Consider the following 14,912-nt stretch of genomic DNA (forward strand, 5'->3'; position numbering starts at 1 on the left):
CTTACGACAGTAATGGGTTTCAGAATTCCGCCACCAGGTCTGGTGCCGCTTTCTGCAGTTGCTCCCGGAACACGGATTTGATCCGCTCCAGTGCCTGTTCTGTTTCGGCTTCAAAGCGCAGAACCAGAACCGGCGTGGTATTGGACGCACGGCATAGCCCCCAGCCATCGGCATAATCTACCCGAATGCCATCGATGGTACTGATATTGCCGTCACCAAAATCCGCCTGCTGACCTAGCCGTTCAATGATGGCGAACTTGTCGCTCTCGGTCACCTCGACATTCAGCTCAGGGGTACTGATATCCTCGGGGAAGTCTTCAAAGACTTCATCGGAGTGACGATCCTCAATGCCCAGGATTTCCAGCAGCCGGGCAGCCGAGTAAAGGCCATCGTCAAAGCCGTACCAGCGTTCGCCGAAGAAAACGTGTCCGCTCATTTCGCCCGCCAGCAGGGCGCCGGTTTCCTTCATTTTCGCTTTCATCAGGGAATGGCCGGTTTTCCACATGATCGGGCGCCCTCCAGCTTCCGAGATCACGCTGGCCAGCCGGCGGCTGCACTTCACGTCATAGAGCACATCCGCGCCGGGATTGCGGGACACCACATCCCTGGCAAAGAGCATCAGCAGGCGATCCGGCCAGATGATCTTGCCGGTATTGGTAACCACGCCCAGACGATCACCATCGCCATCAAAGGCCAGCCCGATATCGGCGCCGGTCTCCTTAACCTTGGCAATCAGGTCCTGCAGGTTCGCGGGTTTGCCGGGGTCCGGGTGATGATTCGGGAAATCACCGTCCACTTCACAATACAGTGGCGTGACTTCACAGCCCAGTTCCTCAACCAGCATGGGGCCCAGCTCTCCGGCAATGCCGTTACCGGCATCGACCACCACTTTCAACGGTGCCGCCACAGCAATATCACCGACGATACGGTCCAGATAGGCGCGGCGTACGTCGTCCCGGGATTGCTCACCCTGCCCTCTGGCAAGGTCGGCGGTCTGGATGCGCTGGTACAGCTTCTGGATAGCTTCACCAGACAGGGTCTCTCCGCCCAGCATGATCTTCAGGCCGTTATAGTTGGCTGGATTATGGCTACCGGTCACCATAACGCCAGAACCGGTCTGCAGGTGATGGGTTGCAAAGTACAGCACCGGCGTAGGTATGGCCCCCAGGTGAATGATGTTACAACCGGTCGCCATGATGCCGCGCCCCAGGGCATCAGCCAATTCCGGACTGGAGTGCCGGCCATCGTAGCCAATACAGATATCTGTGACACCACGCTCGGTCGCTTCCGAGCCGATCGCGCGACCAATGACTTCAACCACCTCTGCCGAAAGGGTCTGACCAACGATGCCCCGGATGTCATAGGCGCGGAAGATTTCCGGGTTGATCTGAACCGAAGGCACCTCGGCCTCAGCAACTTCAGGAATGTCCTCGTCGAACAGGGAATCCTCGGAGCCACCAAAGCCGAGCACATCCTCGTCACCATCGAGCATGTCAATGTCCGGCATGTCCTTGTCCTGAAAGAGTGGTTCATCCTCCGCCGTCGCTGCCTTGCGGCGGGCAGGAGCCGCTTTGGGCGCAGCCGACTCCGCGGCCTTGGCCACCCGCTTCTCAACCATCTGGGACAGACGGAACAGCACTTCTCCGGTGGACGCCACCATATCCCAGCGCAGAGCCGGCAGTTTCATCCGCTCGCCTCCGAACACCTTGTGGGCCCACTGAATGAGCGCGGTCACATCCTGACGTATTCCACGCTGAGCGTTGCCAAGAAGCATCCAGACCAGAATCGCCGCCACCAGCGCAGGCACCCCCACCAGAATCGCCAGGAGAATGGTGCTTACCGGCGCCACCGGTGCCGAGGCCGGTTGGTAACGGACGGACCAGTCCGGGTTGATCAGGGTGCGAGACAGCTCAGGGCCGCTGCCGTTACCGGCGCTGGCCACCGTTCGTGAAGCGCCGGACACGGATTGGACCAGTGACAGCTGGCCCCCGAGTTGCGAGTTGCTCACGGCCAGCATTGGCCGTATGTGGGAGGCTTCAAAAACCGCCAGCACGCTACCAACCACGGCATTGCTTGTGGGATGACGCACTGCCGCGGCAAATTGCAGATACCACTGATTGTCGCGGGGGAAGGCGTCCGGCAACAGGTTCTGTCCATTTTCTGCCCGCCGGGCCAGTTCCAGGCCCGCAAATCCCAGCAGGGTATCGCCGTTACCGGTCCGGGGCACTTCCCGGTAAGGGAAGACAAACACCTGAGCGGAACCGGGCAGCGCCGTTTGCAATTGTCCGGCGAGATTGGCCAGATCAGACCGCTCGGCCAGAGCAAGGGCAGCGTAACGCTGGTTCGCCACCGCCCGAACCTGTTCCTGCAGCGCCGTCAGTGACTGATTCAGGCGCCGTTGCGCACTGTCCACTTCCATGGCGCTGGCCGCCTCATAGCGGGCCTCCCCCGCGGGCACCACCACCAGAAAATGGGCCAGCACCACCGCGACCACGCCGGCCACCAGTACCACCAGCGATTGATTCAACCCAACCGATCCGAGTTTCTTTAAACCGGAGCCAGCCGCTTCTTTTGACGTTTTGGACGGTTTCTGTTTCTTTCCGGGTTTCTTCTCCGGCTGCTCATCACCGGAAGACGCGTTGGTTTTTTTCTTGGCGAATTTCATAATGCATCCCGCTGTTATTTTCTTTCCCGGATAGGTCTGTATCCGCTGAGTATAGACGCCGGCCAGTTATCTCGCTGCCAGGTAAAGATGCCCGACTCAGTGGCTCCCAGTGGAGCCAAAGCCACCTTCACCCCGGTCACTGGCATCAAATTCGGTCACAATCTCGAAATCCGCCTGTACCACAGGCACCAGCACCATCTGGGCAATACGTTCGCCCACCTCGATGGTGAATGGCGTCTGGCCCCGGTTCCAGCAGGACACCATCAACTCGCCCTGGTAGTCAGAATCGATCAACCCCACCAGATTTCCGAGCACGATCCCATGCTTGTGTCCGAGTCCGCTCCGGGGCAGGATCATGGCAGCCAACCCCGGGTCAGCAATATGCACAGACAGGCCGGTGGGAATCAGGTGGGTCTCACCCGGCATAACGGTCTTGGCTTCCTTTAATGCCGCCCGGAGATCAAGGCCTGCAGAGCCTTCCGTAGCGTATTCGGGAAACGGAATCGCGGTACCAATGCGATCATCCAGAACCCGTACCTCAAACTTTCTTTTACTCATGCCTGTTCAATCCTGTTGCTGTGGTCTGCAATCAACGCCACCAGACGGGCAGCGATCGCCTGTTTGCTGTCCGGCCCGATGGATTCCGAACCCGCAGGCCAGAACACCGTAACCGCATTTCGATCGCTGCTGAAGCCGAGCCCGGGAACGGACACATCGTTGGCGATAATCATGTTGAGTTTCTTGCGCTGCATCTTGTCGGTCGCATAGCGCGCCACGTCCGTGGTCTCAGCGGCAAAGCCAACCGTAAACGGCGCATCGGCCCGGGCCGCGATGGTCGCCAGGGTATCGGGGTTACGGACCAGCGCCAGGCTCATGTTGTCGTTGGTTTTCTTGATTTTCTCGCTGGCGGACACCTCGGGCCGGTAATCTGCCACCGCGGCCGTGGCGATAAAGATATCGCAGCCTTCATCGACCGCCTTGCTGGCGGCTTCCAGCATCTCCTGAGCGGTGCTGACAGGCCGGACATCAACCCCCGCTGGGGCCGACAGACTGACAGGTCCACTGACAAGCACCACCTCGGCTCCGGCGGCAACGGCTGCACCGGCCAGGGCATAGCCCATCTTGCCCGAGCTGTGATTGGTAATGTAGCGCACCGGATCGATCGGCTCCCGGGTTGGCCCGGCCGTGATCACCAACCGTTTGCCAGACAGCGGCCCGGTAGTTTCAACCACGCCCTCTCCGTTTACCAGACGAGCCAGACGTTCCGGCTCAAGCATGCGCCCAGGACCGGTATCACCGCAGGCCTGTTCGCCCTGATCCGGCCCCCACAGGGTAATCTGCGGATCTTCCATCAATAGCGCCAGGTTCCGCTGGGTACGAAAGTTCTTCCACATGGCCTGGTTCATCGCGGGCGCCAGCGCTATCGGCGCTTCGGTGGCGCAACAGACCGTCGTCAACAGGTCATCGGCCAGCCCATGGGCCAGCCGGGCCATAAAATCCGCAGACGCCGGCGCCACCACAACCTGATCAGCCCACTTGGCCAGCTCGATGTGCCCCATGCCAGCCTCGGCTTCCGGGTCGAGCAGGGAGGTGCGCACCGGTTCGCCACTCAGAGCCTGATAGGTCAGCGGCGCAACAAATGCCTCCGCCCCCCGGGTCATGACAACCCGGACTTCGTGCCCCGCTTTTTTCAGCAGTCGAACCAGCTCCGCACTTTTATAGGCGGCGATACCACCGGTTATTCCCAACAATATTCGCTTGGCGGTCATGCGGGCTCCGTAATCCCGTAAAATGAAAGAGTTATAAGATAGCATGCCGAGCGCAGACGGGCAGCCTGCTAGAACCCCTGTTCGTTTACCAAATGTTACCTTTTGGAGTAACCTTTGTAATTTCAAGAACCCGGTGCAGGATGCACTCCCCGAAACCAGCAAGGAAGCAAACATGCCACCCAGCCATTGGCCCGCCGATGAGCGGCCCCGTGAGCGATTGCTCACTCACGGCCCTGAATCATTGTCAGATGCCGAACTCCTGGCCATTTTCCTGCGTACCGGTACCACCGGCATGCCGGTGATGGCCCTGGCCCGACACCTGATCACCGAATTTTCCGGACTGCGCGGCCTGATGACCGCTTCCCGCCGACAATTCTGCGAGGTCAAAGGCCTGGGCACCGCCAAATATGCCCAGGTGCAGGCTGCCATGGAAATGGCGAGGCGAGTGATGGACGAGCCGCTGCGCCAGGGCGATCCGCTGCGCTCACCGGAAGATACCCGGCGCTTTCTCACCAGCCGCCTGGGCACTTATCCTCATGAAGTGTTCGCCGGCCTGTTCCTGGATAACCGTCACCGGGTCATCCAGTACCGGGAACTGTTCCGGGGTACGATAGACGGCGCAGCGGTTTACCCCCGGGAGGTGGTGCGCCAGGCTTTGGAGGACAATGCCGCCGCAGTCATCTTTGCCCACAACCATCCGTCAGGCGTGGCCGAGCCAAGCCAGGCTGACATTTCCCTGACCCGCCGGCTGAAAGAGGCCCTGGGACTGGTCGATATCAGGGTTCTTGACCATATGGTTATCGGCCACGGTGAGGTAATATCCCTTGCTGAACGAGGATTGATGTAGCCCCGTGAAGGATACCGCCCCGAAACTGGCCAAATTCCCAACAATTTTTTGCGTTGGTCGGCCAGTTCTGGTATAAAAGCGTCCCTTTCTGGCGGCGTCTGGCGAGCAGCGTTCTGTTTCAGAAGCGCAAACCGGCAGCAGGTATGGCTCCGGAGCAACCAGAGACGCATTAAAAACGAATTCGTATTGATAGAGACCATTGCTCAGGTCGGAGGCAAGTATGTCCAGAGTTTGTCAGGTTACCGGTAAGCGTCCGGTTACCGGTAACAACGTTTCCCACGCGATGAACCACACTCGTCGTCGTTTTCTGCCGAATCTGCAGAACCACCGTTTCTGGGTTGAGTCCGAGAAGCGTTTCGTGAAGCTGCGCGTTTCCACCAAGGGCATGCGCATCATCGACAAAAAAGGCATTGACGCTGTGCTGGCCGATCTTCGTGCCCGCGGCGAGAAAGTTTAAGGAGCCGCATCATGCGCGAGAAAATCAAGCTGGTATCTTCAGCAGGCACTGGTCACTTCTACACGACCAAAAAGAACAAGCGTAACACCCCGGAAAAAATCGAGATCAAAAAGTACGATCCGGTTGTCCGTAAGCACGTTGCGTACAAGGAAGCCAAGATCAAGTAATTGATCCTGCCTCCACAAAAAACCCGGCATCTGCCGGGTTTTTTATTGCCTGGACGCATCAGACAAGACTCAGAATGTTTCCAGATAGCCTTTGGGCAGCGCCACATCCATGGCAATGGGAAGGTGGTCGGAAACCGGATAGCTCACCACTTCAGAGCGCCGGATTTCCAGAGAGGGACTGACAAGAATATGGTCAAGCGCCTTTTCCGGGCGCCAGCTCGGGAAGCTGTGCGCGGTGTCGGGCAGCGGAATCAGATCGGTTTCTTTCAGCGGTGTTCGTGTCAGCAACTGCTCTGCATGGGCATTCATGTCCCCCATCAGCACCACATGCCGATAGCTCGCAATCTGCTCGCGGATAAATCCAAGCTGCTTCTGCTGGGCCGACTTGCTGAGAGAGAGATGCATCAGCACCAGTACCAGCGGGTCTTCCTCATCCCCGTAGCGCGCAATGATGGCGCCACGCCCGGGAATCAGTCCCGGCAACTTGTGTTCAGTGACATCCAGCGGGCGGAAACGGCTCAACAGGCCATTACTGTGCTGGGCAATCTGGCCGAGGTTGCGATTTAATTGCTGGTACCAGTAAGGAATCCCGGCCGCCTCGGCCAGGTATTGCACCTGATTGATGTAACCACTGCGGAGACTGCCGCCATCACACTCCTGCAGGGCAACCACATCATACTGGCTGAGCAGGGTGGCAATCCGATCCAGGTTTTCGTAGCGCCGGCGATTGGGCAGAAAATGCTGCCAGCTGCGGGTCAGGTAATGGTGATAGGACGAAGTGTTGATACCAACCTGAATATTGAAAGTCAGTAGCCGGATGTGCCGGTGAGCTTCAAACTCCGGCACATGCTCGCTCCCGGAACAAGTGCCCCGGGAGCTTTCCTGGTTTCTGCGTATACCGTTCAGCTGGTTACGGATTCGCTTGTACATTATCAGCCGCTTCTCCGGTCAGCCCATCCAGCGCCCGGCGAACCGCATGGCGCCTTACTCAGACCCGCTGCGCTCTTTTTCCGCCAGATACTCGACCACCTTCAGGGTGTTTTCGTGACTACCCGCCATGGAGGCACTTACCACGTACTTGCCATCAACCAGCATAGTCGGTGTACCGGTAATGCGCGCGCCACGAATCTTGGCCTGGGCCTGCTGCACTCTGGCACGCACCCCGAAACTGTTGTAGTTTTCCAGAAACTTCTCGGCGTTCACGCCATACCCAGCAACAAAATCAGCCAGAGCTTCCGGGGTATTGAGGGGGCGACGCTCTCCGGCCAGGGCATCGAACAGCGCGTCATGCACCTTGTCCAGCTCGCCCATGGCCTCAAGGGCATAGAATGCGTAGGCATGCGGCTCCCAGCTGCGACCCAGTGCCGCCGGCAGCTTCACATAGTTGATGTAGTCCGGAGCCTCCGCTTCCCAGGCTTCAGCCAGCGGCTTGAAGTTGTAGCAGTGCGGACAGCCGTACCAGAAGACTTCCGCCACTTCGACACCGTTATCCGATGCCGTTCTTACCGGATTATCCAGTACCCGGTAGTGTTCTCCGGCCACCCAGGGCTGGGCATTGACCAGGGAAGCAGCAGACAACAGTGAAAGCGCCAGAACGGCGGAAGACGTCAGGGTTCTGATCATCGGGAATCTCCGAGCCATCAATGAATTTTAACGGGGATTATGACCCAGGGATGCGAAAAAGTTCCACCGGAGGGCCAAAGGAATGCGTTACCGAACGGTTAGGTATTATGAATACCGGATACCAAAAACCCCGCCGAGGCGGGGTTTTCAGTCGTAACTGACGGCTGTCGATCAGTTCAGGCCGGATACGTAGCTGGCGACCGCCTCAATCTCAGCGTCTGTCAGCTTGGAGGCAACATCCATCATGATGCCGGCATTCGCGCCTCCGGCGCGCTCACCCGCCCGGTAAGCTTTCAACTGCTTGATAACATATTCTGCAGTCTGTCCGCCCAAGGCAGGGTAACCCGCCGGCTCGTTGCCAATGCCGGAGGGGTTATGGCAACCGGAACAGGCCGGTACACCGGAGGCCATATTGCCGCCGCGGTACAGTGCTTGACCCTGCTCAACCAGATCCGGATTGGCCTGACCAACAACCATTTCCTGGCTGTTGAAGTAGGCAGCCAGATCCTGCAAATCCTGATCGGACATGGCGTTGAGCAGGCCCGTCATTTCAGGAATGGCACGATCCCCGGATTTGATGTCAACCAGCTGGTTGTACAGATATTTCTCGCCCAGACCGGACAGTTTTGGATACACAGCCATTACCGGCTTGGCTCCGCCCTGACCATGACAGCCCGCACACACTGCTGCGTTCTGTTCACCCGCTGCCGGATCTCCTGCCCCGTGAGCCATCGCTGTAAGGCCAACTCCGAGAACAACTCCTGCGATCAGTCTTTTCATGCTCGCTCCGCTTCTCTCATCTTTGCATCTTGAAAGTATTCTTCGTTGTGCAGCCGGCAGGCACTGGGTCGTCAGGTGCAAAACCGGGGCATACAGCGGCAACGCGAGGCGTCCCGCCGGAAATTGGTGTAGCATTATACATTAATCGCCGATAACTGAAATCCAAAGGAACACCAACCGTCGTGGACCCTGATCTGACTCAAAAAAGCCTCTCGTTCAACAGCGCCCGTTTTCTCATCAGCGCCTCCAAACTGGACGAATGCCCCCCCGACCATGGCGCCGAAGTTGCCTTTGCCGGCCGCTCCAATGCGGGCAAATCCAGCGCCCTGAACGCCATCACCGCCAATGGCAAACTGGCTCGCACCAGTAAAACCCCCGGCCGGACCCGGCTGATCAATTTTTTCAGCCTGAACCGGGAACATGCCCGCCTAGTCGATCTGCCCGGTTACGGCTATGCGAAAGTGTCCCGGGACATGAAAGACGACTGGCAACAGCATCTCGGCCATTACCTGAATGATCGCCGCTGCCTGCGTGGCCTGGTTCTGGTGATGGATATCCGGCACCCGCTCACCGATTTCGACCAGATGATGGTGGAATGGTGTGAACATAACCACCTTCCGCTCATGATTCTGGCCACGAAGGCCGACAAACTGAAGTTTGGTCAGGCAAAAACCGCCATGCTGGGTATCGCGAAAACGCTGAAGGAATATCAATGTGTGGAGCACCTCATCATGTTCTCCGCCACCTCCAAGCGCGGAGTCGACGAGTGCCGGGAAGCGCTGACCCACTGGCTGGAAGCCTCGGAACAGGCGCCGGTTGAGGCATAAAAAGCCGGCCTGAAGAAGACAGGCCGGTGAAAACGTCAGGGTTTGCGACGTGCTATGTGCCTCTGCAACAACAGAGGCCGAAAACCTGAGAACTCACTCAGGAGACGCAGGGAGTGTCCGGTTCCCAACGTCATTAGCTGTGACTGCGCCGCATTCAAAAAGTTCAATTTCAGATCAAACTTTGACCAGGCCAGCCAGGCTCATGCCTCAACGCCAGAAACACCCTGGGCTTCAGGCAAGGTAGGACGGTATTTTTCTCGCAATGCCAGCACCCGCTCACGATACTCCGGCGTGAGATAGGGCACTTCCAGTGTCAGCACCTGATAGATCCCCTGTTTTAACTCGGTCAGGGACAGACTGGCAGGCTCCTCGGCCGCATGAGCCGTCTTCAGAAACGCCATCCAGTTGGTAATCACCAGCCAGACATTCAGTGACATGGCCGAACGCAGATCCTCCGGCTGAGGCTGGATAATGCCGGCATCCGCCAGCTTTGCGAAAATCCGGTTAATGGCCGCCAGACAGCGATTGGTAAACTCCCGGTAGTCCTGGCGCAGCCGCGGGTCACTGTCGAGCAGGTATTCCAGATCCCGGTGGAAGAAGCGATAGCTCCAGAGGCCGTCAAACACCGACTCAAGATAGAAGGTCATATCCTCCAGGGTGATCGGTCGGTCTTCCGGAATATCCAGGTAGTAGTCCACCAGCTTTTCATATTCCTGGAAAATCTCGTAGATGATGTCGGACTTGTTGCGGAAGTGGTAATACAGATTACCCGGCGATATCGCCAGGTGCGCGGCAATGTGATTGGTGGTGATATTGCGCTCACCCTTGTCATTAAACAACTCCAGGCTGGATAACAGTATCTTGTCTCTGGTTTTCATCGTCATGCCGGTGTTTGTTGTTATCAGTGTCACGGATGGCCTAAAGAGCCATCCGGCTTTCTTGACTGCCTAGAGTATATACTCTAATAATAGCTTCAAGCGCAAATCGCACAGATTTTGGCCAACGACAATAACCGACTGCCAGCGCCTGTCGCTCCAGGCAGTCAGGGGGAGAAAACCATGGGTGCCACCGTCGTCCAGCTCACCGAGAGCAAAAAGCAGATCCAGCACACGCATCGCGTCTTTGAGGACCAGAAGAAGGCCTTCCGCAACAACCCGATGCCGTCCCTGACCGAGCGCAAAGAGAACCTCAAGCGTCTGAAACGGGCGCTACTGGCCCATCAGGATCGCCTGGTCGAGGCCATCGATCAGGATTTCAGCTGTCGCTCCAAAGACGAATCCCTGATTGCCGAAGTCATGCCGTCTATTCAGGGCATCAATTACACGCTGAAGAATCTCGGCGACTGGATGAAGCCCTCCAAACGCCATGTTTCGGTTCTGTTCCAGCCCGCCAGCAACAAGGTTTACTACCAGCCCAAAGGGGTTGTAGGCGTCATCGTGCCCTGGAATTACCCTCTGTATCTGGCAGTCGGTCCACTGGTCGCTTCCCTGGCGGCTGGCAACCGCACCATGATCAAGATGTCGGAATTCACTCCGCACACGTCGGCCCTATTCAAGGAGATCATCGAGTCGATGTTCCCGGAGGATCTGGTGTCGGTGATCACTGGCGAGGCGGATGTGGCGGCCGATTTCTCCCAACGGCCTTTCGATCACCTGCTGTTTACCGGTTCTACTTCGGTGGGCAAGCTGGTGATGCGCGCGGCAGCCGAAAACCTGACCCCGGTAACCCTTGAGCTCGGTGGCAAATCCCCGGCCATTGTTTCGCCGGATGTGCCGATGGAAGATGCGGCCCAGCGTATCGCCTTCGGCAAAGCCTTCAATGCCGGCCAGACCTGTGTGGCACCGGACTATGTGCTCTGCCCCGCCGACCGGGTGCAGGCGTTCGTAGATGAATTCCGGGCACGGTTCGCCGAGATGTACCCGAGCCTGCGGGATAACGACGACTACACGGCCATCATCAATGAGCGCCAATACCATCGCTTGCAGGGCTATCTTGAGGATGCCCGGGCCAAAGGCGCGGAACTGGTGGAGATCAATCCCGCCAACGAGAACATGAAGGACGGTACCCGGAAGATTCCGCTGACACTGGTGCTGAAGACCACGCCGGACATGAAGGTGATGCAGGACGAGATTTTCGGCCCGATCCTGCCGATCATCAGTTACGGCAGTCTGGACGAGGCGATCCATTACATCAATGACCGGCCACGGCCGCTGGCGCTGTATTTCTTTGGCTACGACAAGTCGCACCAGCAGCATGTGGTGGACAACACCCATTCCGGCGGCATGTGCATCAATGATGCCCTGATGCACGTGGCCCAGGACGACCTGCCGTTCGGCGGGATTGGTGATTCCGGTATGGGGCACTATCACGGTAAGGAAGGCTTCCTGACCTTCTCCCATCACCGGGCGATTTTCACCAAGCAGAAGTTCAACAGCGGCAAATACGTGTATGCGCCCCATGGTACGGCGGCGCATCGGTTGGTATATAAGCTGTTTATTCGTTAATCAGAGAACACCACTTCTCTCCAGCCCCAGCCTTCGGACTGGGTGCAGGCCGGCGGGAGGGAGGTCTTTCCGGGACACGCCGTAAATACTTCCCTGTAGGCTTGAGCAAAACATCCCTGTTTTGCACAGTCCCGGAAAGACCTCCCTCCCACCGGCGATCAAACGTTTCGCAACGCGCAAAAAAAAGATAACAAAACGGCCAACAATCAGATGACAGACCCAGTTTCGACAGACAGCTCGCCCAACGCATCCTCTCTGGACCGCCGCAGTTTCCTCAAAACCGGTTTAGGCTGCGCGGTGTTTCTGAGCACCGTCAGCCTCTCTGCCGGGCTAAGCGGCTGCGCTACGGCCCCCGCAGGCCGGGTCAGCGCGGTCGACAGCCGCATGGACGCCCGCTACCAGTTCCAGTTTCTGAGCCGGGATGACATCGCCCTGTTCGAGGCTCTGTTGCCGGCCATGTTTGCCGGAGCTCTGCCGGAGGAACCGAACCAGCGTCGCTTTGCCATTGCCGGCACGATTGAACGGATCGACCAGGGCATTGTGAAGTTCGGCCCGGCGAATCAGCAGGAGCTGCGCAAGCTCTTTGATCTGCTTAACTTTGCCCCCACCCGGATCGCCCTGGCCCGGGTATGGTCAGACTGGCCCTCGGTCAGTACCGCCGATGCCGACGCGTTTCTGCGGCGTTGGCGGGACAGCCGGATCGGACTTTTGAATAACGGCTACATTGCCCTGACCAAGATCAGCAATGTCGCCTTCTATGGGCATGAAGACCACTGGCACCTGTCTGGTTACCCGGGGCCTCCCGCCTGGATGGTGGATGCCTTGCCACAGTTCAATCCTGCCGCTTGATAAAACCCCGGATACCCATCGTATTAAGGAGCGAAGTATGTCCATGAACGATCCCATTGCCCGGGGACTGGCTGCCGGCTGGAATGTGACCGATGCCAGCAAACTGAGCGAAAACCGCACGGTAGAGGCGGACGTTGTCGTTATCGGCACCGGTGCCGGGGGCGGCACAACCGCGGAGATCCTGGCCCGTCAGGGCTTGTCAGTGATTCTGGTGGAAGAGGGTCGACTGTATTATCAGAAAGACTTCAAGATGGACGAGCTGACGTCCTACGCCAATCTGTACCAGGAAGGCATGAGCCGGGTAACCGCCGATGGCGCCATCGCGATTTTACAGGGCCGCTGTGTCGGCGGCTCCACGACGGTGAACTGGACCAGCAGCTTCCGCACCCCGGACGAAACGCTCAGCTACTGGAGCCAGGAGCTCGGCCTCGAAGGACTGGCACCGGACGCCATGGCCCCATGGTTCGAGGGCCGTGAGCAGCGCCACAACATGGCGCCCTGGGAAACCCCACCCAACCTGAACAACGACATCCTGCGCCAGGGCTGCGAAAAACTCGGCTACTCCTGGCAGGTAATCCCAAGAAACGTCAAAGGCTGCTGGAACAGCGGTTACTGCGGCGTGGGCTGCCCCACCAACGCCAAACAGGGGGCACTGCTCACCACCATCCCCGGCGCACTGGATCACAAAGCACAGCTCTTCCACGGTCTGCGGGCAGAACGCCTGGTGATGAGTCAGGACCGGATCGACCACCTGCTCGCCTCCGCCATGGGCCCGGATGGCGTCACCCCATCCGGCATTATGGTCACCCTGAAAGCCCGACAATTCGTGGTCGCCGCCAGCGCCATTGGCTCCCCCGGCCTGCTGCTTCGCTCGCAGTTGCCCGACCCTTACCAGCGCGTGGGCAAGCGATCCTTCATCCATCCGGTCAACGCCACCGTCGCCCGCATGCCGGCGAAAATCGACCCGTTCTACGGCGCTCCCCAGTCCATCTACTCGGACGAGTTCAACTTCAAGGCAGGCACCGACGGCCCGGCAGGTTACAAACTGGAAGTACCGCCCCTGCACCCGGCCATGGCAGCCGGCGTGGTACCCGGCCACGGCCAGCCACAGCGAGACAACCTGGGCCAGCTGCCCTGGATGCAATCCGTCATCGCCCTGCTGCGCGACGGCTTCCACCCGGACAGCCCGGGCGGCACAGTGTCACTCAGAGACGACGGCAGCCCGGTACTGGACTACCCGATCACCGACTACCTCTGGCAAGGATTGCGCAAGGCCTACCTGACCATGGCCGAAATCCAGTTCGCCGCCGGCGCCGAAGCCGTCCAGGCCATGCACCTGGATTCCGACTGGTACACCAGCTGGAACCAGGCCAGAGAAGCCATCAAAAACCTGCCCATGAAGCCCCACCGCGCCCGCCTGTTCACCGCGCACCAGATGGGCGGCTGCAGCATGGGCACAGACCCGAAAACCTCGGTGGTGAATGGTTTCGGTGAGCATCACCACATCGCCAACCTGAACATCCACGATGCCTCCATCTTCCCCACCAGTATCGGCGCCAACCCGCAGTTGTCGGTGTATGCGTTGGCAGCGAGGAACAGCTCGAGACTGGCGCAGAGGCTTGCCAACTCTGCCTGAACCGCGATTAAGAGCCCCCTTCCAGAGAGGCAATAAGGAGTCTGAAGTAGGAGGCCGGGGCGGCCAGCACTCCAGTTGATCGAGCAGGTCGGGGGCGGGTTTCCGGGAGTCTTGAGGGCCATGGACGGCCCGAAAGAAGCGCACATGGATGTGCTTGTAGCGTCTCCCGGAAACCCGCCCCCGACCTGCGCCAGCACCAGAGTCATAAAACAGATTGTCGGCGCTCCGGACTACAGCCCCAAAGGCAATGCTGCTATCCTACGGCTCACCAACAAAAGGAGCTGTGCATGCCCAAAGTCATCTATCCCGGCACCTTCGACCCCATCACCAACGGCCACACCGACCTCATCGAACGGGCCGGCCGCATGTTCGATGAAATTGTCGTCGCCGTCGCCTACAACCCAAAAAAGCAGCCACTTCTCAATCTTGAAGAACGCTGCGAACTGGTCCGCAAGGCTACCGCACACCTCCCCAACGTCAGCGTCACCGGTTTCAGCAACCTGCTCGCCGACTTCGTGCGCGAACAGAACGCCTCCGTTATCCTGCGGGGACTGCGCGCGGTTTCTGACTTTGAATATGAATTCCAGCTTGCCGACATGAACCGCCGACTGGCGCCGGAAGTTGAGAGCGTGTTCCTGACTCCCGCCAACCACCTCTCTTACATCTCCTCCACCCTGATTCGCGAAATTGCCTCGCTGGGCGGGGACATTTCCGAGTTTGTAGATCCGGCTGTGGCAGAAGCCCTGCAACAAAAGTTCAGCGAATCCTGAGAAAAACCCGAAGGGCGT

Annotated in this window: 15 protein-coding genes; 8 read left to right on the forward strand and 7 right to left on the reverse strand. The window is 58.7% G+C overall.

All coding sequences use genetic code 11. The annotated features are described in order from the left end of the window. Window positions 1-19 precede the first annotated feature (19 nt). The 3 genes from ACF8YQ_RS16455 to coaBC all read right to left on the reverse strand — a co-directional run bounded on the left by ACF8YQ_RS16455 (window position 20) and on the right by coaBC (window position 4,434). Entirely contained in the window at window positions 20-2,665 is a 2,646-nt protein-coding gene (locus tag ACF8YQ_RS16455; protein WP_396622027.1) for a phosphomannomutase/phosphoglucomutase, read from the reverse strand. A gap of 96 nt (window positions 2,666-2,761) precedes the next feature. Next, window positions 2,762-3,223 (reverse strand): dUTP diphosphatase, encoded by a 462-nt coding sequence (gene dut, locus ACF8YQ_RS16460; protein ID WP_014422832.1) that lies wholly within the window; start codon window positions 3,221-3,223, stop codon window positions 2,762-2,764. Continuing rightward, window positions 3,220-4,434, reverse strand: coding sequence for a bifunctional phosphopantothenoylcysteine decarboxylase/phosphopantothenate--cysteine ligase CoaBC (gene coaBC / locus ACF8YQ_RS16465; RefSeq protein WP_396622028.1), 1,215 nt, complete (start codon window positions 4,432-4,434; stop codon window positions 3,220-3,222). Before coaBC ends, dut begins: the two co-directional genes overlap by 4 nt. A 172-nt stretch (window positions 4,435-4,606) precedes the next feature. Between coaBC and radC the strand changes: the two genes are divergently transcribed. From radC to rpmG, 3 genes are all read left to right on the forward strand, one after another. Beyond that, complete coding sequence (gene radC / locus ACF8YQ_RS16470) at window positions 4,607-5,281, forward strand: DNA repair protein RadC (protein WP_014422834.1); 675 nt, start codon at window positions 4,607-4,609, stop codon at window positions 5,279-5,281. Window positions 5,282-5,501: 220 nt separating this feature from the next. Further along, on the forward strand, window positions 5,502-5,738 hold the full coding sequence (rpmB, locus tag ACF8YQ_RS16475) for a 50S ribosomal protein L28 (protein WP_011786975.1): 237 nt from the start codon (window positions 5,502-5,504) through the stop codon (window positions 5,736-5,738). Between the two features lie 11 nt (window positions 5,739-5,749). Beyond that, window positions 5,750-5,905 carry a 50S ribosomal protein L33 gene (rpmG, locus tag ACF8YQ_RS16480; protein WP_008173465.1) on the forward strand — a complete coding sequence of 52 codons (156 nt, stop codon included), beginning with the start codon at window positions 5,750-5,752 and terminating at the stop codon, window positions 5,903-5,905. A 69-nt stretch (window positions 5,906-5,974) separates the two neighbouring features. Here rpmG and ACF8YQ_RS16485 read toward each other — a convergent pair whose 3' ends face one another. From ACF8YQ_RS16485 to ACF8YQ_RS16495, 3 genes are all read right to left on the reverse strand, one after another. Further along, the gene (locus ACF8YQ_RS16485; protein WP_396622029.1) at window positions 5,975-6,835 is read right to left on the reverse strand and encodes an endonuclease/exonuclease/phosphatase family protein; all 861 of its coding nucleotides are present in this window, start codon (window positions 6,833-6,835) and stop codon (window positions 5,975-5,977) included. 54 nt (window positions 6,836-6,889) lie between these two features. After that, window positions 6,890-7,528 (reverse strand): thiol:disulfide interchange protein DsbA/DsbL, encoded by a 639-nt coding sequence (locus tag ACF8YQ_RS16490; protein WP_011786977.1) that lies wholly within the window; start codon window positions 7,526-7,528, stop codon window positions 6,890-6,892. A 171-nt stretch (window positions 7,529-7,699) separates the two neighbouring features. After that, window positions 7,700-8,308: a cytochrome c gene (locus ACF8YQ_RS16495; protein ID WP_011786978.1), complete on the reverse strand. Its 609-nt coding sequence runs from the start codon at window positions 8,306-8,308 to the stop codon at window positions 7,700-7,702. A 182-nt stretch (window positions 8,309-8,490) separates the two neighbouring features. On the opposite strand from ACF8YQ_RS16495, the gene yihA reads away from it, so the two are divergent. Continuing rightward, window positions 8,491-9,135 (forward strand): ribosome biogenesis GTP-binding protein YihA/YsxC, encoded by a 645-nt coding sequence (gene yihA / locus ACF8YQ_RS16500; protein ID WP_114433702.1) that lies wholly within the window; start codon window positions 8,491-8,493, stop codon window positions 9,133-9,135. Between the two features lie 200 nt (window positions 9,136-9,335). On the opposite strand, the gene ACF8YQ_RS16505 is transcribed toward yihA, so the two are convergent. Next, window positions 9,336-10,013: a TetR/AcrR family transcriptional regulator gene (locus ACF8YQ_RS16505; protein ID WP_041655135.1), complete on the reverse strand. Its 678-nt coding sequence runs from the start codon at window positions 10,011-10,013 to the stop codon at window positions 9,336-9,338. Between the two features lie 180 nt (window positions 10,014-10,193). Here ACF8YQ_RS16505 and ACF8YQ_RS16510 point away from each other — a divergent pair, with 180 nt between their 5' ends. The 4 genes from ACF8YQ_RS16510 to coaD all read left to right on the forward strand — a co-directional run bounded on the left by ACF8YQ_RS16510 (window position 10,194) and on the right by coaD (window position 14,894). Beyond that, on the forward strand, window positions 10,194-11,639 hold the full coding sequence (locus tag ACF8YQ_RS16510; RefSeq protein WP_396622030.1) for a coniferyl aldehyde dehydrogenase: 1,446 nt from the start codon (window positions 10,194-10,196) through the stop codon (window positions 11,637-11,639). A gap of 210 nt (window positions 11,640-11,849) precedes the next feature. Then, window positions 11,850-12,488 carry a hypothetical protein gene (locus ACF8YQ_RS16515; RefSeq protein WP_396622031.1) on the forward strand — a complete coding sequence of 213 codons (639 nt, stop codon included), beginning with the start codon at window positions 11,850-11,852 and terminating at the stop codon, window positions 12,486-12,488. A gap of 37 nt (window positions 12,489-12,525) precedes the next feature. Then, window positions 12,526-14,124 carry a GMC family oxidoreductase N-terminal domain-containing protein gene (locus ACF8YQ_RS16520; RefSeq protein WP_396622032.1) on the forward strand — a complete coding sequence of 533 codons (1,599 nt, stop codon included), beginning with the start codon at window positions 12,526-12,528 and terminating at the stop codon, window positions 14,122-14,124. A gap of 287 nt (window positions 14,125-14,411) precedes the next feature. Beyond that, on the forward strand, window positions 14,412-14,894 hold the full coding sequence (gene coaD, locus ACF8YQ_RS16525; RefSeq protein WP_014422845.1) for a pantetheine-phosphate adenylyltransferase: 483 nt from the start codon (window positions 14,412-14,414) through the stop codon (window positions 14,892-14,894). Window positions 14,895-14,912: the final 18 nt, after the last annotated feature.

It is taken from the genome of Marinobacter sp. W-8 (genome assembly GCF_044342215.1).
Taxonomy (GTDB): Bacteria; Pseudomonadota; Gammaproteobacteria; order Pseudomonadales; family Oleiphilaceae; genus Marinobacter; species Marinobacter nauticus.

Bases quoted from the DNA above. Each gene is read 5' to 3' on its own strand.
- coaBC (WP_396622028.1), bottom strand. From the start codon at position 4,434: ATGACCGCCAAGCGAATATTGTTGGGAATAACCGGTGGTATCGCCGCC.
- ACF8YQ_RS16455 (WP_396622027.1), bottom strand. From the start codon at position 2,665: ATGAAATTCGCCAAGAAAAAAACCAACGCGTCTTCCGGTGATGAGCAG.
- ACF8YQ_RS16510 (WP_396622030.1), top strand. From the start codon at position 10,194: ATGGGTGCCACCGTCGTCCAGCTCACCGAGAGCAAAAAGCAGATCCAG.
- ACF8YQ_RS16520 (WP_396622032.1), top strand. From the start codon at position 12,526: ATGTCCATGAACGATCCCATTGCCCGGGGACTGGCTGCCGGCTGGAAT.
- ACF8YQ_RS16505 (WP_041655135.1), bottom strand. From the start codon at position 10,013: ATGAAAACCAGAGACAAGATACTGTTATCCAGCCTGGAGTTGTTTAAT.
- rpmG (WP_008173465.1), top strand. From the start codon at position 5,750: ATGCGCGAGAAAATCAAGCTGGTATCTTCAGCAGGCACTGGTCACTTC.
- ACF8YQ_RS16485 (WP_396622029.1), bottom strand. From the start codon at position 6,835: ATGTACAAGCGAATCCGTAACCAGCTGAACGGTATACGCAGAAACCAG.
- ACF8YQ_RS16490 (WP_011786977.1), bottom strand. From the start codon at position 7,528: ATGATCAGAACCCTGACGTCTTCCGCCGTTCTGGCGCTTTCACTGTTG.
- ACF8YQ_RS16495 (WP_011786978.1), bottom strand. From the start codon at position 8,308: ATGAAAAGACTGATCGCAGGAGTTGTTCTCGGAGTTGGCCTTACAGCG.
- ACF8YQ_RS16515 (WP_396622031.1), top strand. From the start codon at position 11,850: ATGACAGACCCAGTTTCGACAGACAGCTCGCCCAACGCATCCTCTCTG.
- coaD (WP_014422845.1), top strand. From the start codon at position 14,412: ATGCCCAAAGTCATCTATCCCGGCACCTTCGACCCCATCACCAACGGC.
- rpmB (WP_011786975.1), top strand. From the start codon at position 5,502: ATGTCCAGAGTTTGTCAGGTTACCGGTAAGCGTCCGGTTACCGGTAAC.
- dut (WP_014422832.1), bottom strand. From the start codon at position 3,223: ATGAGTAAAAGAAAGTTTGAGGTACGGGTTCTGGATGATCGCATTGGT.
- radC (WP_014422834.1), top strand. From the start codon at position 4,607: ATGCCACCCAGCCATTGGCCCGCCGATGAGCGGCCCCGTGAGCGATTG.